Consider the following 19,894-nt stretch of genomic DNA (forward strand, 5'->3'; position numbering starts at 1 on the left):
CGCCGGGCGGCACCCATTGACGGGCATGCCCGCGTCTGACACTGTGGGCCAGTGGCTGATCCACTGATCCACTCTCCCGTCGCCCGCAGCTCCCTCGTCGACGAACTGGTCGAGCGGCTGCGTGCCGACGTGCTCGCCGAGCGGTACGCCCCGGGCACCCTGCTGCCACCCGAGCGGGAACTGGCCGCGGGCTACGGGGTGACCCGTACGTCGCTCAAGCACGCGCTGGTCCGCCTCGTGGAGGCGGGCCTGCTGGAGACCCGGCACGGGATCGGCACCCGGGTGCGCGACTTCCGCCGCACCGCGGGCCCGGACCTGCTGCCGTTCCTGGTCTCGCTGGACGGGCCGAGCTGGCTGGCGGAGGTGTTCGCCGTGCGCCGCGAGATCGGCGCGCTGATCGCGGCCCGGGCCGCCCGGCACGCCGGCGAGGCGGACCGGGAGCGGCTGCTCCGGCTCCGCGACGAGATCGCCGCCGCGCCGGCTCCCGGGCCGGCTCAGCGGGCCGAGGCCGAGGTCCACCGCGCCCTGGCCGTCGCCTCCGGCAACCGGGTGTACGAGCTGCTCGTCAACTCGCTGCTGCGGGCCTACGACGACGTACGGGAGCTCTTCGCCGCCCCGTTCGCCGACGCCGGCGCGGCCGCCCGGCGGATCACCCCGCTGGTCGAGGCGGTCCACTCCGGGGACCCGGCGGCGGCGTACCCCGCCGCCGACGCTTACTACCTCTCCACCGAACGACTCATGCTGGGAGGCGACGGTGTTCACGACGATGCGAGAAGTGATGACGGGGACGGTGCGGCTGCGCGGGGAGACCGCTGAGCGGCCCCTCCGGCTGACCTTGCGGTTCACCGCGCCGGGCGCATTGCATCCCCTTGCCGACCTGAAGGCCGAGGCGACCGGCCGGGTCCAGGTGACCGGGTTCGCCGACGATCCCGCGGCGGCCGGCACCATGGAGATCGCGCCGCTGCGGGGCGGCCGGATCGGTTACCGGCTCGCCTTCACCGCGCGCGACGGGCGGCGGCTGTGGCTCGACGGCGCCAAGGCGGTGACCGTACGCCGCCCGCTGGCCAGCATGACCCGGCTCGATGCCCGGCTGCTGGACGCCGGGGGGACCGTGGTGGGCCAGGCCCGGCTGGTGTTCGACCTGCGCCGCGAGCTCCTGCCGTTCCTGGCCAGCATGCGGCTGCGCCGGGAGCGCCGGCCCTGGCCGGCGGCGGCGGACGCCGTCGCGCCGGACCGGCTGCTGCCCTCGCGGTGGCGGGGGCAGCCCGGGCGGCTGGAGGTCTGGTACGCCACCGTCACCGACCCGGAGACCGGCACCGGCATCTGGCTGCACCACGAGCTGGTGGCCCCGGCCGACGGCTCCCCCGCCCGGGCGCACGGCTGGGCCGCAGTCTTCCCGCGCGACGCGGCGCCGGTCTGGCACCGCTACGGCCCGGCCCCCTGGCCCGCCGAGCGCCCGGCCGACGGGTACGACGCCGCCGGGATCACGGCCACCGCGCGCGAGCTGACCGGCGCGGCCGGCGACCTGAGCTGGCAGTTGCGGGTGACCGCCGCCGGCGCGCCGCTGTTCACCTTCCCCCGCTGGGCCTGGCACCGCGAGCTGCTGCCGGCCGCCCAGATCCTCCCGGTGCCGACCGGCCGGTTCACCGGGACGGTCCGGATCGCCGATCGCGAGCTGACCCTCACCGACGCGCCGGGCAACATCGCCCGCATCTACGGCCACGGCAACGCCCGCCGGTGGGCCTGGCTGCACGCCGATCTCGGCGACGGCGACGTGTGCGAGGTGGTGGCGGCGGTCTCCACCCGGCCCGGCCTCAACCGGCTGCCCGCCCTGCCGCTCGTCCGGCTGCGCGCCGGCGGCATCGACTTCCCGGCCGGCGACCCGCTGCTGGCGGCGCTGCGCTTCCGCGCCCGCCTGAGCCGGCCATGGTGGACGGTGACCGGGCGCAGCGGTGATCGGAGGATCTCCGTGACCGTGTCCATGCCGCCCGGACGCACCATCGCCGTGCCGTACACCGACCCGGACGGGGCCCCGGCGGTCTGCCACAACTGCGAGGTGGCCGACGCCCTGATCCTGCTGGAGCGGCGCCACCGCGACGGCTGGCGCGAGGAGCGGCGCTGGCAGCTGACCGGCACCGCGCACGCGGAGGTGGGCGAGCGTGACTGATCGCCTGGGAGCCCTCGCCGCCACCGTGCTCGGCACCGACGCCCGCGAGGGCCGCCGGATCGCGACCGAGCTGGCCCGGCTGGCGGTCGCCTTCCCCCGGCCGGTACGGCTCGGGCTCGGCGCCGCCGGCGGCGGCCTGGACCTGGCCGCCCGGCTGCTGAGCGGCGGGTCGCTCGCCCGGCTCGACCCGCAGACCCGGGAGGCGGTCTGCATCGCCCTCGCCGCCCGGCCCGGCGGCCGGGCGCTGCTCGACGCGGTGAAGATGCCCCTGCTGCTGGCCGCCGCGGCGGCCGGCGGGCCGGGCGGCACGGCCGCGGACCCGGTACCGGCGACGGCCGCCCCGCCCGCGCCCGAGCCGGAGCTGACCTGTGTCGCCGCCGGCGACTGGCCGCGGCGCAGCCGCGCCGACGCGGTCGTGATCGGCTCCGGCGCCGGCGGCGCGATGGCCGCCCGGGAGCTGGCCCGGGCGGGACTGTCGGTGGTGGTGCTGGAGGAGGGCCGGCGGTTCACCGCGGCGGAGTTCCGCGACCGGCCGGCCGCCGACCGCTTCGTGGACCTGTACCGCGACGGCGGGGCGACGTTCGCGCTCGGCAACCCGCCGGTGCTGCTGCCCCAGGGGCGCGGCGTCGGCGGCACCACGCTCGTGAACTCCGGCACCTGTTACCGCACGCCCGAGCGGGTCCTGCGGCGCTGGCGCGACGTGCACGGGCTCGCCCTGGCCGACCCGGCGCGGTTCGCGCCCCTGCTGGACGAGGTGGAGCGCACCCTGCGCGTGGCACCCCAGCCACTGGACGGGCTGGGCCGTAACGGCGAGCTGGTGCTCGCCGGCGCGGCGGCGCTGGGCTGGAAGGCCGCGCCGATGCGCCGCAACGCTCCCGGCTGCGCCGGCTCCTGCCAGTGCGTCGTCGGCTGCCCGCGTAACGCCAAGAACGGCGTCCACCTCAACGCGCTGCCGCAGGCCTGCGCCGCGGGCGCGGTCGTGGTGACCGGGGCCAGGGTGGAGCGGATCGTCACGTCCCGTGGCCGCGCCGTCGGCGTGCGCTTCGGTGGCCGGCTGATCGCCGCGCCGCTCGTGGTGGCGGCGGCCGGGGCGGTGGAGACGCCCCGGCTGCTGGCCAGGTCCGGGCTGGGCGGGCATCCCGGGACGGGCCGCGGGCTCGCCGTGCACCCGGCGGTCAGCCTGGCCGGGCGCTTCGGCGAGCCCGTGACGGCCTGGCGAGGCGTCCTGCAGAGCGTCGGCGTCGAGCAACTGCACGACGACGGCGTCCTCATCGAGGCGACCGCCGGCCCGCCGGGCCTGGTGTCGTTCGTCCCGCCCGGCATCGGCCGGGAGCTGCACGCCGAGCTCGCCGCCGCGGACCGGCTGGCCACCGTGGGAGCGATGATCGCCGACCAGCCGAGCGGCCGGGTCGGCGCCCGCATGGTGCGCTACCGGCTCGCCGGCACCGACGGGGACCGGTTGCGGCTGGCCATCGTGGCCATCGGGGAGCTGCTGTTCGCCGCCGGCGCCGAGGCCGTCCTCACCGGGCTCGGCCACCGGCCGTACGCGCACAGCGTCGGCGAGCTGCGCGACGCGGTCGCCACGGCCGACACCCGGCAGCTGCACCTGGCGGCGTTCCACCCGACCGGCAGCGCGCGGATGGGCGCCGATCCCCAGCGGGCGCCGGTGGACCCGCAGGGCCGGCTGCGCGGTGTCCGGGGCGTCTGGGTGGCCGACGCCGCCGCGCTGCCCGGCTGCCCGGAGGTCAACCCGCAGCTGAGCATCATGGCACTCGCCCTGGCCGTCGGCCGCAACGCCGCCGCCGGACCGGGTTGACCGAAAAATCTATGTTGATCAATATCTGTCGGTACACTCGCGACAGCGTCGTGCTCTTGGACGGGCGGAGGCTGTCGGATGAAGATCGTGGTCCTGGTCAAACATGTGCCGTGCACGCTGCGCGGCATGACGTTCGGGGCTGACCACACGCTGGAGCGCGCCGGCCGGCCCGGTCAGCTCAACGAGGCCGACGAGTACGCGGTCGACCAGGCCCGGCGGATCGCGCGGCGGCGGCGCGACGTGCAGATCACCGCCGTGACGATGGGCCCGCCCGCGGCCGCCGCGGCGCTGCGCAAGGCCCTGGTCCTCGGCGCCGACGACGGGGTCCACGTGCTCGACGACCGGCTGCACGGCAGTCCCGCCCTCGCCACCGCGCGGGTGCTCGCCGCCGTCGTGGACCGGCTCGGCTTCGACCTCGTGCTGGCCGGCTCGGCCTCGTCGGACGCCGCGATGTCCGCGGTGCCGGCCATGGTCGCGGAGCTGCTCGGGGTCCCGGTGCTGTGCTTCGCCGACATCCTGCGGGTGCGGGAGCACAAGGTCGAGATCGCCCGGGACGACGGCGCGGGTCTGCAGACGTACGCGGCCGCGCTGCCCGCCGTCGTCTCGGTCACCGAGCGCTGCGGCGAGCCCCTGCTGCCCACCCTGACGGCCAGTTTGGACGCCCACCACAAGCTCGTCCACACCTGGTCGCTGGACGACCTCGGCCGCACCGCGAGCGACGGCGGCGCCACCACCACGGTCGTCCGGGCCGTCCCCGTCCCTCCGGCCGGCCGGACCTCCGTGCTGCTCGCCGACGACCCCACGGTCGCGGCCATCCGGATGGCCGACTTCCTGGCGCTCCACCAGTTCCTGTAGCCGCTGCCCACCCCCGGAGAGGTGTCATGAGACCTGTGCTGGTGCTCGTGGATCGCACCGCGGCCGACGGGGCCGTGTGCCGCTCCGCGGGCGCGCTGCTGACCCTCGCCCGCCGGCTCGGCCCGCCCGCGGCGGTCCTCTGCGGTCCGCCCGACGCGACCGCCGTCGCGCTGCTGGGCCGGTACGGCGCCGCCACGGTCACCGCCACCGACCGCCCCGAGCTCGACGAGTATCCCGCCTCCGCCCGGGTCGAGCTGCTGTCCCACCTGGTCCGCCGGACGGGCCCCGTCGCCGTCCTCGTGGCCTCCCACCGGCTGGGCCAGGAGGTCGCCGCCCGGCTGACCGCGCGGCTGGGCTCCGGCCTGGTCAGTGACGTCGTCGACCTGCGCCGGGACGCGGACGGGCCGGTCGCGGTGCAGTCGGCGCTGCTCGGCGCGTACCGGGTGGAGTCCAGGGTGACCGGCGGCGTGCCGGTGTTCACCGTGCGCACCGATGCCGTCGAGGCGGCGGCCGCGCCGGTGCAGCCGGCCGTCCGGCGCGCCGACCTCGCCTTCCCGCCCGGCGTCCGCGCCGTGCGCCGCATCGCCCGCCGGCCGGCCGGCGCCGAGCTGCGGCCGGGCCTGGCCACGGCGGCCGTCGTCGTCGCCGGCGGCCGGGGGCTGGGCTCCCAGCGGTCGTTCGGCCTGGTCGGCGAGCTCGCCAGGGCCCTGCACGGCACCGCCGGCGGGTCGCACACCGCGACCGAGCTCGGCTGGTGCCCGCGGTGCGACCAGATCGATCAGGTGGGCACGATCGTCCACCCGCGGCTGTACCTGGCGCTCGGCATCTCGGGCTCGGTGCGCCACCGGGCCGCCATGCAGCACGCGGAGACGATCGTGGCGGTCGACCGCAACCCGGCCGCGCCCATCTTCGAGCTGGCCGACCTCGGCGTCGTCGGCGACGTGCACCGCGTGGTGCCCGAGCTGCTCGCCGAGATCAGCCGGCGCAAGGCCACCCGGTGACCCGCCACAGCGAGGAGACGACGTGACGCTACGACTGGTGCTCGGCCTGACGATGACCGCGGCCGCGTTCCTCCTGGCCGGGCGGCGGGTCCGCACCCTGGTCCGGCTGGCGCGCACCGGGCAGCCGGTGGAGCCGGAACGCACCAGGGACCTGGGCACCCGCCTGTGGGCGATCGTCACCGAGGTGTTCGGCCAGCGGAAGCTGCTGAAGTGGAGCACTCCCGGCCTCGCGCACTTCGCGGTGTTCTGGGGGTTCGTGATCCTCGGCGCGACCATCGTGGAGGGCTACGGCGCGCTGTTCGACCCCGACTTCCACATCCCGCTCATCGGCACCCACGCCTGGCTCGGTTTCCTCGAGGACTTCTTCATCGTGGCGGTGCTGCTGTCGCTCGTCGTCTTCGCCGCGATCCGCCTGCGCCACAGCCCGCGGCGCGACGGGCGCCGGTCCCGGTTCTTCGGCTCGCACGTGGGCGCCGCGTGGCTCGTCCTGTTCATGATCTTCAACGTGATGTGGACGCTGCTGCTCTGCCGTGCCGCGCAGATCAACACCGGGAACTTCCCCTTCGCCGAGGGCGCGTTCGCCTCGGAGGCGGTCGCCCGGCTGCTGGAGCCCGCCGGGCACGCCGCCAACGAGGTCATCGAGACGGCCGCTCTGCTGGCCACGCTCGGCGTCGTGCTCGCCTTCCTCGTGATCGTCGTGCACTCCAAGCACCTGCACATCGGCCTCGCGCCGCTCAACGTGCTGTTCTCCCGGCGCCCGCGGGCGCTGGGCCCGCTGCTGAGCGTGCACTCGGGCGGCGCGCCGGTGAACTTCGAGGACCCGGACGAGGACGACAAGATCGGCCGGGGGACGATCGAGGACTTCACCTGGAAGGGCATGCTGGACTTCGGCTCCTGCACGGAGTGCGGCCGGTGCCAGTCCCAGTGCCCGGCCTGGCACACCGACAAGCCGCTCAACCCCAAGCTGGTCATCATGGGCCTCCGCGACCACGCGCTGGCGAAGGCGCCGTACCTGCTCGCGTCCTCCGACGCCGAGCGTGACGCTCTGGGCGAGGAAGCCCGCGCGGAGGCGGCCCGGCCGCTCGTCGCCCCGGCGCAGGAGGGTGGCGTCATCGACCCCGACGTGCTCTGGTCCTGTGTGACCTGCGGCGCGTGCGTCGAGCAGTGCCCGGTCGACATCGAGCACGTCGACCACATCGTCGACATGCGGCGCTACCAGGTGCTCATCGAGTCGCAGTTCCCGAAGGAGGCCAACCTCATGCTGCGCAACCTCGAGCGGGCCGGGGACCCGTGGGGGCGCGGCGGCAAGGCGCGGCTGGAGTGGACGGCCGGGCTCCCCTTCGAGGTCCGCGTGTTCGGCACCGGCGGCGAGGACCGGCTGCCCGACGACGTCGAATATCTCTTCTGGGTGGGTTGCGCGGGCGCGCTGGACGAGAACGCCAAGCGGACCACCCGCGCGGTCGCCCAGCTCCTGCACGAGGCCGGCGTCGAGTTCATGGTGCTCGGCAGCGGCGAGACGTGCACCGGCGACGCCGCCCGCCGCCTCGGCCAGGAGATGCTCTTCCAGGAGCTGGCCACGCAGAACGTGGAGACGCTCACCGCGGCCGGGGCGCGGAAGATCGTCGTGACCTGCGCGCACTGCTTCAACACGATCGGCAACGAGTACCGCCAGCTCGGCGGCGACTTCGAGGTCGTCCACCACACCCAGCTGCTCTCCCGGCTCGTGGCCGACGGCCGGCTGCGTCCGGCGCACCCCGTCGACACCGCGGTCACCTACCACGACCCCTGCTACCTGGGGCGACACAACCGCGTCTTCGAGCCGCCGCGCGAGCTGCTGGGCAGCGTGCCGGGACTGCGGTTCGCCGAGATGGCCCGCAGCCGCGAGACGTCGTTCTGCTGCGGTGCGGGCGGTGCCCGCATGTGGATGGAGGAACCCCTCGGGACGCGCATCAACGAGGCCCGCACCGACCAGGCGCTGGAGACCGGGGCGAGCGTGGTCGCCGCGGCGTGCCCGTTCTGCATCAGCATGCTCACCGACGGGGTCGCCACCCGCAAGCAGCAGGGCAGGGCGGCGCAGGACGCCCGGGTCACCGACGTGTCCGAGCTGCTGCTGCGATCGGTACGCGGCGACGGCGCGGCGCCCGCGAGCCCGGAATAAGGAAAAGCGGCGCCGCCAAGATCCCTCTGCCGCCTAGCCTGGAGGTACGAATCCCGAGGTCGAGCCAGGCGGTTGCGTTGTTCTCACCGGCGAGTCTGCTGCTAGGGCGGTTGCGGTACGCGTACAAGATCGTCCTGGTGACGGTGGTGCTGTTGCTTCCGCTGGGCTTCGTCACCTGGGGTTACGTGGGAATCCAATCCAGCCAGGTCGCGTTCAGCGCCAAGGAGCGCGTCGGTGTCGCCTATCTGCGGCCGCTGTTCGGGCTGACCGCGGCCACGGTGCGGGCGCGGCACCTGGCGGTCTCCGGCGGCGATCCCGCCGAGGCCCCGGTCGGCGCGTCGATCGCCGAGGTGGACGCGGCGGACCGGGCCCACGGTGCGGAGCTCGGGGTCGGCCAGGCGTGGTCCACGGCCAAGGCCGAGCTGGCCGCCGCCGCGAACGCCGGGGCCGGGCAGGCCGCCTACGACGCCTACAGCAAGGCCTCGGCCGCGCTGCTCGACCTCATCGTCGCCGTCTCCGACGGATCGAATCTCACCCTGGACCCGGACCTGGACTCCTACTACCTGATGGACGCGTTGGTCTTCCGGCTGCCCGGGCTGCTCGACCAGGCCGGCCGGGCGGTCGACGAGACGGCCCTGGCGGCCGGGGGCGCCGAGGCCGCGGCCCGGACCACCCAGCTCCATCTGGCCCGGGCCGCCGGGGCGCTGGCCAGCACCCAGGAGGCGGTCGACACCGGGATGGCCACCGCCCTCGCCAAGACCGCCCGGTCGGAGCTGGCCGGGGTGCGCCCGCTGGTCGAGGCCGAGCAGCAGGCCCTCACCGCCCTGCTCGCCCAGGTCGACGGTGCCGTCGCCTCGGGGCGGCTCGCGGATGTCACGCCCGCGGCCGGGGACGCGGCGTGGAGCGCGGTGGTGCGGCTGTCGGAAGGACTCGTACCTCACCTGGACGCGCTGCTGACGACGAGGATCGCCGGGTTCCGGACGAAGGCCTACGTCGTCGAGGCGGCGGCGGCCGGAGCCCTGCTGCTGGTGGCCTACCTCCTGGTGGGGTTCTACCGGTCGGCGACGGTCCCGTTGCGCCGGATCGTGACCGCGCTGCGGGCCCTGGCCCAGGGCGACCTCACCCAGCAGGTGCCCGTCGACACCCGCGACGAGGTCGGTCAGATGGGCGCCGCGTTCAACGACGCTCTCGCCCGGGTCCGCGAGGCGGTACGCGCCCTGCGCGCCGACGCCGACGAGGTCGCCACCACGTCCACCACCCTGTCCCAGGTCAGCGCCGACATGCGGACCACCGCGGAGTCGACGGCGGCCAAGGCGGGGCAGGCCGGCACGGTCGCCGACGCCGTCTCGCAGCACCTCACCGCGGTGTCCGCCGGGGCCGAGGAGATGTCCGCGTCGATCGGGGAGATCTCGCAGGGCGCGAGCCAGGCCGCGGCGGTGGCCACCGAGGCGGTCGGGGCGGCGCGCGACACCGAGCAGACGATCGGCCGGCTCGGCACCAGCTCGGCCCAGATCGGCGAGGTGCTGAAGGTCATCACCGCAATCGCGGCACAGACCAATCTGCTCGCCCTCAACGCCACCATCGAGGCGGCCCGCGCGGGCGAGGCCGGCAAGGGCTTCGCCGTCGTCGCGGGCGAGGTCAAGGACCTGGCGCAGGAGACCGCGAAGGCCACCCAGGACATCGCGACCCGGGTCGACGCCATCCAGACCGATGCCCGGGACGCCGCTACCGCGATCCAGCAGATCAGCGACATCATCACCCGGGTCAACGAGATCCAGTCCACCATCGCCGCCGCCGTCGAGGAGCAGTCGGCCACCACGTCGGAGATGACCCACGGGATCAGCGAGGTGGCGGCCGGGGCCGAGCGGATCGCCGCGGGCATCGGCTCCGTCACCCAGGAGGCGAACCGGACCACGACCGGCGCGGAATCGACGGCCCGTTCGGCCGGCGAGCTCGCGCACACCGCGGAACGGCTCCGCGGCATCGTCGCCGGCTTCACGACCTGACGGGAGCGGCGGCGCCGCCGGGACTAGGGGCGCAGGAGCACCTTGATCGCCCGGCGCTCGTCCATCGCCCGGTAGCCCTCGGCGGCCTCGTCGAGCGGAAGCTCCAGGTCGAACACCCGGCCGGGATCGATCCGGCCGCTCACGATCCGGTCCAGCAGGTCGGGCAGGAACCGGCGGACCGGCGCCGGCCCGCCGTGCAGGTGCACCCCGGAGAAGAACAGCTCCATGCCCGGCAGCGTGACCTCGTGGGCCACGCCGACGAACCCGACGTGCCCACCGGCGCGGGTGGAACGGATCGCCTGCAGCATCGACTCCTGGGTGCCGACGGCCTCGATGACCGAGTGCGCGCCGAGCCCGCCGGTGAGGTCCTTGATCCGGGCCACGCCCTCGTCGCCGCGTTCGGTGACGATGTCGGTGGCCCCGAACTCGTCGGCGAGCTTCTGCCGGTCGGCGTGGCGGCTCATCGCGATGATGCGCTCCGCGCCGAGCTCCCGGGCCGCCAGCACGCCCAGCAGCCCCACCGCGCCGTCGCCCACCACGGCGACGGTCTTGCCCGGACCGGCCTCGGCGGCCACCGCGCCGAACCAGCCGGTGCCCAGCACGTCGGAGGCGGCCAGGAACGAGGGCACCAGGTCGTCCGGCGGGACCTCCGGCAGGGGAACCAGGGTGCCGTCGGCCAGCGTGATCCGGACCCGCTCGGCCTGGGCACCGTCGGGGGCCGCCGGCTGCCGGTTCACGCAGTGCGTCTGGTAGCCGGCCCGGCAGATCTCGCAGGTGTTGTCGGAGGCGAAGAACGAGCCCACCACGAACTGGCCGGGCCGGACCGTCGTCACCGCCGAGCCGACCTCCTCGACGATGCCGGCGTACTCGTGGCCCATCGGCCGCGGCTTGCGGAGCGCCTCGATGCCGCGGTAGGGCCACAGGTCGGATCCGCAGATGCACGTCGCGGAGAGCCGGACGATCGCGTCCGTGGGCTCGGCGATCACCGGCTCGGCGCGATCCTCGACCCGGACCTCGCCGGGCGCGGTCATCACGGCAACACGCATGAGAAGGGCTCCTTGCTGGGGCAACGGCGGAAGAGATCAGGACTGCCTACCCACTGCGGCGGCAAGAAACCACTCGAGAGCGGCTATTCGGCGACCTCGCCGATCAGCTCGTCCCGGCCGCCGGCCGCGCCGGCCGGCCAGTGCCGCGCCCACCGCTGGTCGTCCTCCAGCTGAGCGGCGAGCGACACCAGCAGCGGCTCGCTGTGCGCGGGACCGAGCAGCTGGGCGCCGACCGGCAGCCCGTCCGGGGTGAAGCCGGCCGGCACGTTCACCCCCGGCCAGCCGAGGACGTTCCACGGCCAGGCGTACGGGCACGCGGCGATCATCGCCCGGTCCGTGCCCCATCCGGACAGCCCGGCCCAGGCGCCGATCTTCGGGGGCGGGACGGCCGTGGTCGGCGTGAGCACCACGTCGCACCGGGTGAAGACGGCCCCGATCCGGTGGCGCAGGCGGGCGTCGGCGGCCCAGGACAGGCGCAGCGCGGCGCCGCCCAGCAGCCGCCCCTGCCGCGCGGTGTGCCGGGTCCGGGGATCCAGCACCGCCCGGTCCGGCACCCGCCGGGTCCAGTCCCGGACGCCGGCCGCCGCGCGCGGGACGAAGGCCAGCCCGATCAGCCCGTAGCGGGGATCCTCCTCGACGACGTCGTGACCCAGCCGGGCCAGGGTCGCCGCCAGGTCGGTGACGGCCCGGCGCACCTCCGGGTCCACCGGCCGGGAGATGCCGCCCGCAAAGGCGCTGCGGAACGACAACGCGATGCGCAGGCGGCCCGGATCGCGCCGCACCGCCGGCAGGACCCGCACGGGCGGCGGGCGGTGCAGGTCGCCGGCGTGGCTGCCGGCGGCCGCGTCGAGCAGCAGCGCCGCGTCGGCGACCGTACGGGCCAGCGGCCCGTAGCCGGTGAGGCCGTGGAAGGCCTCGGGGTGCGGCCAGGTGGACACGCGCCCGCGCTGCGGCTTGATGCCGACCAGGTGGGTCCAGGCGGCCGGGATGCGCACCGAGCCCGCGCCGTCCGAACCGAGGGCCGCCGCCACCAGGCCGGCGGCGACCGCGGCCGCCGCACCGCCGGAGGAGCCCCCGGGGGTACGCTCCGGCGCCCACGGGTTGCGGGTGGCGCCGAAGGCGGGTCCCTCGGTGAACGGCCACTGCCCCAGCTCACAGGTGTTGGTCTTGCCCACGATGACGGCGCCGGCGGCGCGTAGCCGGCGTACCGCCTCGGCGTCGGTCTGCTGGGGCGGGAACTCACCGGCACAGCCGAACGCGGTCGGGTCCCCGGCCACGTCGATGTCGTCCTTGACGGCCACCGGAACGCCGAGCAGCGGCAGCCGTTCGCCCGCGGCCAGCCGGCGGTCGGCCGCGTCCGCCTCGGCGAGCGCCGCCTCGGCGCGTACCCGGCGGAAGGCGTTGAGGGTCGGCTGGGCCGCCTCGATGCGCCGCAGCGCCCGCTCGACGAGCGACCGCGACGTGACCTCGCCCTCGGCGAGAGCGTGCGCCTGGGCGGTGAGGCCGTCGGGAACCGTCCGGGTCATGGTTGCCCCCTGTCGTCGTCGCGGTGGATCGAAACGAAACGATAGGTAACGAAGGGCTCCGCGCATAGCTCGAGCTCGATAAAAGATCAGGTGAGCAGGCCGGGTGGCAGGTAGATGCCCCGGTCGGCGGCGCGCATGACGGCGGCCGCGTCGCTGGGAGCGCCGAGCTTGGCGCGCGCCTGCTCCAGGGCGGAGCGCAGGGCGTGCGGGGAGATGTGCAGGCGCGCGGCGCTGTGCAGCTCGCTCCAGCCGGCGACGAGCATGCCGAGGACGGACATCTCCCGGTGGCTGAGGCGGTGCAGATTCCCGGGCGGGCGGAGCATGACGATCGCGTTCAGGTCGTACGGTGGCTGGTCCGGGCAGGCCAGCATGGTCACCCGCAGGTATCCGGGCGGATCGGGATACCGGGTCGGGGCGAGGAAGGTGGCGCGGCTGTCCCCGTCGGCGTAGCACGCGGCCGCCTCGGCCAGCACGGACGAGCCGGGCGCGAGCAGGCGGTGCCCGGGCAGGCCGGGCAGCGGCGCGGTGGCACCGCTGCGGGTGAGCACGACGCCGGCGACGGCGTCGTTGACCAGGGCGGCCAGCGCGGTGATGGTGCGCAGCGGGTCGACCGCGTGCGCGATGACCGGGGCGAGCCGGGCGAGCAGGCTGCGGGTCGCGTCGTCGACCGGGGTCCGGCTCCGGGTATGGGTGGCGAGGATGCCGAGGTAGCGACCGTCGGTGGTGTGCAGGGGAACGCCGATGCCCTCGCCGAATCCGGCCGGGACCATGAGATCGGCCCAGCCGGGCGTCTCGGCGGGATCCGGCATGTCCATCACGCGCATGGGGCTGCGGCTGCGGTCGAGCCCCAGTCTCTCCACGCCGAGGAGGAAGTCCGTGGAGTGCAGATGCTCGACCACCTTGGCGGGATAGCCGTGATGGATCAGCGGAGGCTGCCGGCGGCGGTCGGATTCGAGCAGGGTGACGCACGCCGCGTCGAAGGTCATGATGCCGCGCAGGGGTTCGAGCAGCGCCTCGGCGCGTTCGGCGACCCCGGCGCTGAGGCCCGCGACGGCCGCGATCTGGGCGGTGAGCAGGACGGCAACGGACGATCGCTGGGACATGGGAAGTCCGCCTGTTCAGGTCTTCAACTCGATCGAGGACGGGGGGACGGGTGCCTTCGGCGGCGACGCTGCCTCCGCTGGGGCATAAAGATCCATATCTTCTGATGTGTCGTTATGGCGTACAGCCTAAAGCCTGCCTACTCTGCGTATCCCGATCGTGGACGCGGTAGCTTCACCGGGCCGGCGAGCCATCGGCCGGTTCCGCACACCGAGGATTCGAGGAGCTGCCGTGGTCATGCACGCCGGTGAGCCGCACGACGCGGCCGTGTCCGGGCGCCTGAACTGGCTGCGCGCCGGCGTGCTGGGCGCCAACGACGGCATCGTGTCGACCGCGGGCCTGGTGGTCGGCGTGGCCGGGGCCACCACCTCCACCGGCCCGATCCTGACCGCCGGGGTCGCGGGCCTGGTCGCGGGCGCGGTGTCGATGGCGCTGGGCGAGTACGTGTCGGTCAGCAGCCAGCGCGACACCGAGCAGGCCCTGCTGGACAAGGAACGCCATGAGCTCGCCGCGTTCCCCGAGGAGGAGTTCGAGGAACTGGTCGCGCTCTACGAGGCGAAGGGGCTCAGCGCGACGACCGCCCGGCAGGTGGCCCGGGAGCTGAGCGACCGGGACGCGTTCGCGGCCCACGTCGACGTCGAACTGGGCCTCGATCCGGACGAGCTGACCAGCCCGTGGCAGGCGGCCGGCGCCTCCGCGATCGCCTTCACCACGGGCTCCCTGCTGCCGCTGGTGGCGATCCTGCTGCCGCCGCCCGGGCTCCGGGCCGTCGTCACGTTCGTCGTGGTCGTCGTCGCGCTCGCCGCCACCGGGTACCTCAGCGCCCGGCTCGGCGGCGCGCGGCCGGGCCGGGCGGTGCTGCGGCTGGTGGCGGGGGGCGCGGTGGCGATGGCGGCCACGTACGGCATCGGCGCGCTGGTGGGCACGACGGTCGCCTGACGCTTGAGGCGGTGCCGTAGCGTCGGCTCGTGGCAAGGAAGGGTCGTCAGGCGCGCACCAGGGCAGGAACCCGGACCGAACCGGCCGTACCCGCGGTGGTGAGCAGCCCGGACGCGCGGCCGCAGCCCAGCCGGGGGCTCGCCGGGTGGCTGTTGCGGCACCGGGTGCAGCCGGTCGGACCGGCCGCGGACAGCGCGCACTCCGCGCAGCACCCGTGGTGGCAGGTGATGTGCCTCACCGGGGTGGACTACTTCTCCAGCCTGGCCTACGTCCCCGGCATCGCCGCCGCGGCCGCCGGTGTGGTGTCCCCGCTGGCCACCCTGCTGATCGTGGCGCTGACCCTGCTGGGCATGCTGCCCATGTACCGGCGGGTGGCCCGGGAGAGCCCGCACGGGGCCGGGTCGGTGGCGATGCTGGAGCGGCTGCTGCCCTTCTGGCGCGGCAAGATCTTCGTGCTCGTCCTGCTCGGCTTCGTCGCCACCTCGTGGATCGTCACGATCACCCTGTCGGCCGCCGACGCCACCCTGCACGTGGTCGAGAACCCGCACGCCCCCGGGTTCCTGCACGGCCACGAGGTGGCCCTGACCGTCGTCCTGCTGCTGGTGCTCGGCGGGGTGTTCCTGCTCGGGTTCAGCGAGGCGGTCACGGTCGCGATCCCCCTCGTCGCGCTCTTCCTCGGCCTCAACGCCGTCGTCATCGTCGCCGGCCTGGCCGACATCGTCGCCACCCCGTCGGCCTGGACGGCCTGGACGTCGGCGCTGACCTCCGGCGAGGGCGGCCTCACCGGCGTGGCCGGCCCGGCCCTGCTCGCGTTCCCCCTGCTGGTGCTCGGCCTGTCCGGGTTCGAGACCGGCGTCAGCATGATGCCGCTGATCGCCGCCGACGGCGCGGACGCCGAGCAGCGGCTGCGCTCGCGGATCCGCAACGCCCGCAGGCTGCTCACCGGCGCCGCCGTCATCATGAGCGGGTACCTGCTGGCCAGCAGCGTGGTCACCACCGTGCTCATCCCCGCCGGGGAGTTCGCCGAGGGCGGCGCGGCCAACGGCCGGGCACTGGCCTGGCTGGCCCACGACCGGCTCGGCGAGGTCTTCGGCAGCGTCTACGACCTCAGCACCGTGCTGATCCTGTGGTTCGCCGGCGCCTCGGCGATGGCCGGGCTGGTCAACATCGTGCCGCGCTACCTGCCCGGATACGGCATGGCCCCGGAATGGGGCCGGGCGGTGCGGCCGGTGGTGCTGGTCTACACCACGGTCAGCATCGTCCTCACGATCGCGTTCGGCGCCGACGTCGACGCCCAGGCCGGCGCGTACGCCACCGGCATCCTGGCGATGATGGTCTCCGGGGCGTTCGCGGTGACCGTCTCCGCCGTACGCCGTCGCCAGCGCCTGGCCACGGCCGGATTCGGGCTGCTGACCACGGTGCTGGTCTACGCCCTGGTCGAGAACATCGTCGACAAGCCGGACGGGATCGCGATCTCCGCGATGTTCATCCTCGGCATCGTCACCGTGTCGCTGATCTCCCGGGTGGCCCGCACCACCGAGCTGCGCGCCGACCGCATCGTGTTCGACGACGACGCCCGCCGGTTCATCGCGGAGACCCTGGCCCACGACGGGCAGATCAACATCATCGCCAACCGCCGCCAGGCCGGTGACCGCGCCGAATACCGGCTCAAGGAGCACGAACAGCGCGGCGACAACCCCGTACCCGGCGCCGCCGACGTGATCTTCCTGGAGATCGACGTCGTCGACCCGTCCGAGTTCAGCGACACCCTCACCGTGCGCGGCGTCGAGGTCGGCGGCTACCGGATCATGCGCGCCGACGCCCCCGCCGCCCCCAACGCCATCGCCGCGATCCTGCTCGCCCTGCGGGATGCCACCGGGGTACGGCCGCACTGCTACTTCGCCTGGGCCGAGGGCAGCCCCCTCGTGCACATGGTGCGCTACTTCCTGCTCGGCCGCGGCGACACCGCCCCGGTCGTACGGGAGATCATCCGCAAGGTCGAGCCCGACCCCGACCGCCGACCCGGCATCCACGTCGGCGCCTGACGACGCGGGCGGCCGGGGCGGCACGCGGGCGGCCGGGGCGGCACGCGGGCGGCCGGGCCCGGGCCGCGTCCTGCGGCTTCAGTCGTCGTGCGCGACTCCGCGGTCGGGTGCGCTCATGTCCCCCGTTGCGGGCATGCCGCCGGCGAGGCCGTAGCGCAGGTACACGGTGCCCTTCGGGCTGGCCACCGGCGGTTCGAGCAGCGTGACGTTCGTGGGTACCGCGCCGCCGTCGAAGACCTTCTTCCCGACGCCGAGCACGATCGGGTGCACCCAGAGGTCGAGACGGTCGAAGAGCTTCTCGCGCAGCAGGGTCTGCACCAGGTTCAGGCTCCCGACGACCTTCACGTGCTCGTGCCGGTCACGGATCTCGCGCACCGCGGCGGCCAGATCCGGGCCCAGCTGTGTGGAACCGGCCCACGAGAGGTCGGGCTTGCCGCGGGAGGCGACGTACTTCGGCACTCTGTTGAAGAGCGCGGCGATCTCACCGTCCTCGCCGCCCTTCTGGTGCGGCCAGTAGGCGGCGAAGATGTCGTAGGTGCGCCGGCCGAGCAGGAGGGCGTCGGTGCCCTCGTACGCGGCACCGACCTGGGCACCGGCGACCTCGTCCAGCAGGGGCGCCTGCCAGCCGCCGAACGGGAACCCCACCGGGTCCTCGTCGGGACCGCCGGGCGCCTGCGCGACGAGGTCGAGGGTGGCGAACAGCTCGATGTGGATGAGGCCCATGTCGTACTCCCGATGAGTTGGTCGTCCCGGTCGGAAGGTAGACCGGTGAGCGCCGGCGAACTCATCGCCGCGACGGCAGGTTTCAGGATTCGGCACTGCGGTGCAGGCGGGCGTTGCGTTCGCCCATGGCCTCGGCGCCGGCGGCGTCGAGGTCCGGGCGGCGGCGCCGGTACACCAGGTACTGCACCCCGACGAGGGCCAGGCCGAGCAGGGATATCGCGGCCAGAAGGCTGACGGCCCACCAGGCGGCGGCCGACAGCAGGGCGTGGCGGGCGTCGAGGGCCGCCGAGAGCACCAGGATGTGGAGGGCGGCAAGGAGCACCGCCACGACCAGGCCGGCCGAGTAGCGCCGGGTCTCGGCCCTCAGCCTCTGCCTGATATGCGCGGTATGGTCGCCGTGGTAGACCCTGGGCACCCGGCCAGTGTGCCATCCCGCACGGCGGACCTTCTCGCAGGTCGAGGACGGTTTCGCGGGAACGGGAAGATCGGTAGCGTAGGCGACCATGTCGAGCCCGGAGAACGTCCACGAGTCCCTCGCGGGTCCCGTGCTCGTCGCCGGGCGCTACCGCCTGCTCGAGCGCATCGGCTCCGGCGGCATGGGTGTGGTGTGGCTCGCTCGCGACGAGGTGCTGCAGCGTCAGGTCGCGGTGAAGGAGCTGCGCCACAGCTGGGGAAGCTCCGACCGGTCGGTCGCCGCGGGACGCGAGCGCAGCCTGCGGGAGGCGCGGGCCGCAGCCGCCCTGCGTCACCCCCACATCGTCGCGGTCTACGACATCGCCGCGCAGGACGGCCAGCCGTGGATCGTGATGGAGTTCGTGCCCGGCCGGTCGCTCAAGGACATCGTGGCCGAGGACGGCCCGCTGCCGGTCGAGCGGGCGGTCGACATCGGGCTGCAGCTGTTGTCGGCGTTGCGCGCCGCCCACGCCGCGGGAATCACCCATCGCGACGTCAAACCGGCGAATGTGCTGATCTCCGCCGACGGGGCGGTGCGGCTGACCGACTTCGGCCTGGCCACCCTGCCGGACGCGGAGACGCTGACCGAGACCGGGGCGATCATCGGCACCCCGGGCTACCTCGCCCCCGAGCAGGCGAAGGGGCTTCCCCCGGGCCCGCCCGCGGACGTGTTCGGGCTGGGGGCCACGCTGTACTACGCGGTCGAGGGAGTCGGGCCGTTCCAGCGCGAGGCCTACCTGCCGACCCTGGTGGCGTACGCCCGGCACGACATCCGGGCGCCGCGGCGGGCGGGGGCCCTGGGGCCGGCCCTGCTGCGGCTGCTCGCCGCCGACCCGGCCAAGCGGCCGACCGCCGAGCAGGCGCGCAGGTTGCTGCTCGGCGGGGCCGTGCGGAGCCCGGTCCTGAGCCGCCGCCGGCTGCTCACCACCGGCGCGCTGACCGGGGCCGCGATGGCCACCGGAGCCGCCGTGCGGTGGTGGCACCCGGGCCGGTCGTCCCGCGCGGGGGCGGCGCCGCCGGGCCCGCCGCCGAGCCCGTCGGGCGTCGGTGCGGTCGCGTGGCAGCGCGACGACCTCTACAGCCCGGTCAAGGTGGGTTATGTGCTCATCGGCGCGGCCGTGGACGGCGTCCGGGCCGTGGACGCGGCGACCGGTGAGATCCGCTGGCTCTGGCGCTCCGACGACGCGCAGTACGTCTACGACGCCGGCCGCGGCCTGGTGTTCGTCGGCGGGCGGGACGGCGGCCGGATCCTCGACGTGGAGAGCGGCCGCGAGCGCGGCGCGCGCGGAAAGGGCTTCACCTCCGCGGTGGACGGCCTCGTCCTGAGCGGCGAGCCGCCCAGGACGCTGACCGCGTACGACGTCGTCACGGGCCGCGAGCTCTGGCAGGTGACCGGCCGTGGCGAGTTCGACGGCGAGATCCACCTCGGCCCGGGCGGTGTGCTCTGCACCGGGGTCAACAACGCCGCCTCGGACGGGCCGTCCTACCTCTACGGGATCGACGGCCGGACCGGCGACCTGACCTGGCGGACCCTCATGACCAAGAAGGGCGCGGTGCTGGGCCCCTGGGCCGCGGGCCCGGACCTGTTCGCGGTCACGATCGACAAGGACGCGTGGAAGCTGTCGCGCCACGACGCCGCCAGCGGCGAACGGCGCTGGGAGGCGCCGCTCGCGGGCATCAGGGAGAAGGACTCGTCCTGGATCGACGTCTCGCAGGTCGTCACCCTCGGCGCCCTCACCGTGACGGGCCTGACCGACCGGCGGATCTCCCTGGCCTACTCCGGTGTCGTCGCCGTGGAGGCCGGCGTCGTCCGCTGGCGCCGCCCGCTGCTCAGCCCCGCCGTGCTGGCGACCACCGACGGCCGGCTCTTCGCCGCGACGTACGACTCCGTCCTGCACGAGCTCGACCCGGCGACCGGCGAGACGGTCTGGTCCACCGCCACGCCCGGTCCCGTCGACTCCCTGCTCGAGGGATCGGGAATGCTCCTCGCGTGCATCGGCGAAGGGGTGACGGCCTACCCGCTGACCCGTTGAGCGGCCCCCGGCCCCCAGCCGGTCG

Annotated in this window: 15 protein-coding genes; 10 read left to right on the top strand and 5 right to left on the bottom strand. The window is 74.7% G+C overall.

Going from position 1 to position 19,894, the window contains the following annotated elements; translation table 11 throughout:
• Positions 1–51 precede the first annotated feature (51 nt).
• The 7 genes from IEY99_RS08010 to IEY99_RS08040 all read left to right on the top strand — a co-directional run bounded on the left by IEY99_RS08010 (position 52) and on the right by IEY99_RS08040 (position 10,003).
• Positions 52–816 (top strand): FadR/GntR family transcriptional regulator, encoded by a 765-nt coding sequence (locus IEY99_RS08010; RefSeq protein WP_229798317.1) that lies wholly within the window; start codon positions 52–54, stop codon positions 814–816.
• Positions 779–2,167 carry a tocopherol cyclase family protein gene (locus IEY99_RS08015; protein ID WP_229798319.1) on the top strand — a complete coding sequence of 463 codons (1,389 nt, stop codon included), beginning with the start codon at positions 779–781 and terminating at the stop codon, positions 2,165–2,167. Before IEY99_RS08010 ends, IEY99_RS08015 begins: the two co-directional genes overlap by 38 nt.
• Positions 2,160–3,983 (top strand): GMC family oxidoreductase, encoded by a 1,824-nt coding sequence (locus IEY99_RS08020; RefSeq protein WP_189200995.1) that lies wholly within the window; start codon positions 2,160–2,162, stop codon positions 3,981–3,983. Before IEY99_RS08015 ends, IEY99_RS08020 begins: the two co-directional genes overlap by 8 nt.
• A gap of 78 nt (positions 3,984–4,061) precedes the next feature.
• Positions 4,062–4,838, top strand: coding sequence for an electron transfer flavoprotein subunit beta/FixA family protein (locus IEY99_RS08025; protein ID WP_189200997.1), 777 nt, complete (start codon positions 4,062–4,064; stop codon positions 4,836–4,838).
• Between the two features lie 26 nt (positions 4,839–4,864).
• On the top strand, positions 4,865–5,839 hold the full coding sequence (locus tag IEY99_RS08030; protein ID WP_189200999.1) for an electron transfer flavoprotein subunit alpha/FixB family protein: 975 nt from the start codon (positions 4,865–4,867) through the stop codon (positions 5,837–5,839).
• Positions 5,840–5,891: 52 nt separating this feature from the next.
• On the top strand, positions 5,892–7,997 hold the full coding sequence (locus IEY99_RS08035) for a (Fe-S)-binding protein (protein WP_229798477.1): 2,106 nt from the start codon (positions 5,892–5,894) through the stop codon (positions 7,995–7,997).
• A gap of 110 nt (positions 7,998–8,107) precedes the next feature.
• Complete coding sequence (locus tag IEY99_RS08040) at positions 8,108–10,003, top strand: methyl-accepting chemotaxis protein (protein ID WP_189201003.1); 1,896 nt, start codon at positions 8,108–8,110, stop codon at positions 10,001–10,003.
• Positions 10,004–10,026: 23 nt separating this feature from the next.
• Here IEY99_RS08040 and IEY99_RS08045 read toward each other — a convergent pair whose 3' ends face one another.
• From IEY99_RS08045 to IEY99_RS08055, 3 genes are all read right to left on the bottom strand, one after another.
• Positions 10,027–11,049, bottom strand: coding sequence for a zinc-dependent alcohol dehydrogenase family protein (locus IEY99_RS08045; RefSeq protein ID WP_189201004.1), 1,023 nt, complete (start codon positions 11,047–11,049; stop codon positions 10,027–10,029).
• An 83-nt stretch (positions 11,050–11,132) separates the two neighbouring features.
• Positions 11,133–12,575 (bottom strand): amidase, encoded by a 1,443-nt coding sequence (locus tag IEY99_RS08050; RefSeq protein ID WP_189201007.1) that lies wholly within the window; start codon positions 12,573–12,575, stop codon positions 11,133–11,135.
• Between the two features lie 86 nt (positions 12,576–12,661).
• A complete protein-coding gene (locus tag IEY99_RS08055; protein WP_189201009.1) occupies positions 12,662–13,678 on the bottom strand; it encodes a LuxR C-terminal-related transcriptional regulator in 1,017 nt (338 codons plus the stop codon).
• Positions 13,679–13,913: 235 nt separating this feature from the next.
• Here IEY99_RS08055 and IEY99_RS08060 point away from each other — a divergent pair, with 235 nt between their 5' ends.
• Together IEY99_RS08060 and IEY99_RS08065 are read left to right on the top strand one after the other, a co-directional pair.
• Complete coding sequence (locus tag IEY99_RS08060) at positions 13,914–14,615, top strand: VIT1/CCC1 transporter family protein (protein WP_189202098.1); 702 nt, start codon at positions 13,914–13,916, stop codon at positions 14,613–14,615.
• Positions 14,616–14,710: 95 nt separating this feature from the next.
• Entirely contained in the window at positions 14,711–16,660 is a 1,950-nt protein-coding gene (locus IEY99_RS08065) for an APC family permease (RefSeq protein ID WP_189202100.1), read from the top strand.
• 78 nt (positions 16,661–16,738) lie between these two features.
• Here IEY99_RS08065 and IEY99_RS08070 read toward each other — a convergent pair whose 3' ends face one another.
• Together IEY99_RS08070 and IEY99_RS08075 are read right to left on the bottom strand one after the other, a co-directional pair.
• Complete coding sequence (locus IEY99_RS08070; protein WP_189201011.1) at positions 16,739–17,383, bottom strand: dihydrofolate reductase family protein; 645 nt, start codon at positions 17,381–17,383, stop codon at positions 16,739–16,741.
• Between the two features lie 82 nt (positions 17,384–17,465).
• Positions 17,466–17,798, bottom strand: coding sequence for a hypothetical protein (locus IEY99_RS08075; protein ID WP_189201013.1), 333 nt, complete (start codon positions 17,796–17,798; stop codon positions 17,466–17,468).
• Positions 17,799–17,886: 88 nt separating this feature from the next.
• Between IEY99_RS08075 and IEY99_RS08080 the strand changes: the two genes are divergently transcribed.
• Positions 17,887–19,869 carry a serine/threonine-protein kinase gene (locus tag IEY99_RS08080; RefSeq protein WP_189201015.1) on the top strand — a complete coding sequence of 661 codons (1,983 nt, stop codon included), beginning with the start codon at positions 17,887–17,889 and terminating at the stop codon, positions 19,867–19,869.
• Positions 19,870–19,894 lie beyond the last annotated feature (25 nt).

Source organism: Couchioplanes azureus, assembly GCF_014648355.1.
GTDB lineage: Bacteria > Actinomycetota > Actinomycetes > Mycobacteriales > Micromonosporaceae > Actinoplanes > Actinoplanes azureus.

Coding starts and splice junctions, on each gene's coding strand:
- IEY99_RS08015 (WP_229798319.1), top strand. CDS start 779: ATGACGGGGACGGTGCGGCTGCGCGGGGAGACCGCTGAGCGGCCCCTC.
- IEY99_RS08025 (WP_189200997.1), top strand. CDS start 4,062: ATGAAGATCGTGGTCCTGGTCAAACATGTGCCGTGCACGCTGCGCGGC.
- IEY99_RS08030 (WP_189200999.1), top strand. CDS start 4,865: ATGAGACCTGTGCTGGTGCTCGTGGATCGCACCGCGGCCGACGGGGCC.
- IEY99_RS08035 (WP_229798477.1), top strand. CDS start 5,892: ATGACCGCGGCCGCGTTCCTCCTGGCCGGGCGGCGGGTCCGCACCCTG.
- IEY99_RS08045 (WP_189201004.1), bottom strand. CDS start 11,049: ATGCGTGTTGCCGTGATGACCGCGCCCGGCGAGGTCCGGGTCGAGGAT.
- IEY99_RS08050 (WP_189201007.1), bottom strand. CDS start 12,575: ATGACCCGGACGGTTCCCGACGGCCTCACCGCCCAGGCGCACGCTCTC.
- IEY99_RS08055 (WP_189201009.1), bottom strand. CDS start 13,678: ATGTCCCAGCGATCGTCCGTTGCCGTCCTGCTCACCGCCCAGATCGCG.
- IEY99_RS08060 (WP_189202098.1), top strand. CDS start 13,914: ATGCACGCCGGTGAGCCGCACGACGCGGCCGTGTCCGGGCGCCTGAAC.
- IEY99_RS08070 (WP_189201011.1), bottom strand. CDS start 17,383: ATGGGCCTCATCCACATCGAGCTGTTCGCCACCCTCGACCTCGTCGCG.
- IEY99_RS08080 (WP_189201015.1), top strand. CDS start 17,887: ATGTCGAGCCCGGAGAACGTCCACGAGTCCCTCGCGGGTCCCGTGCTC.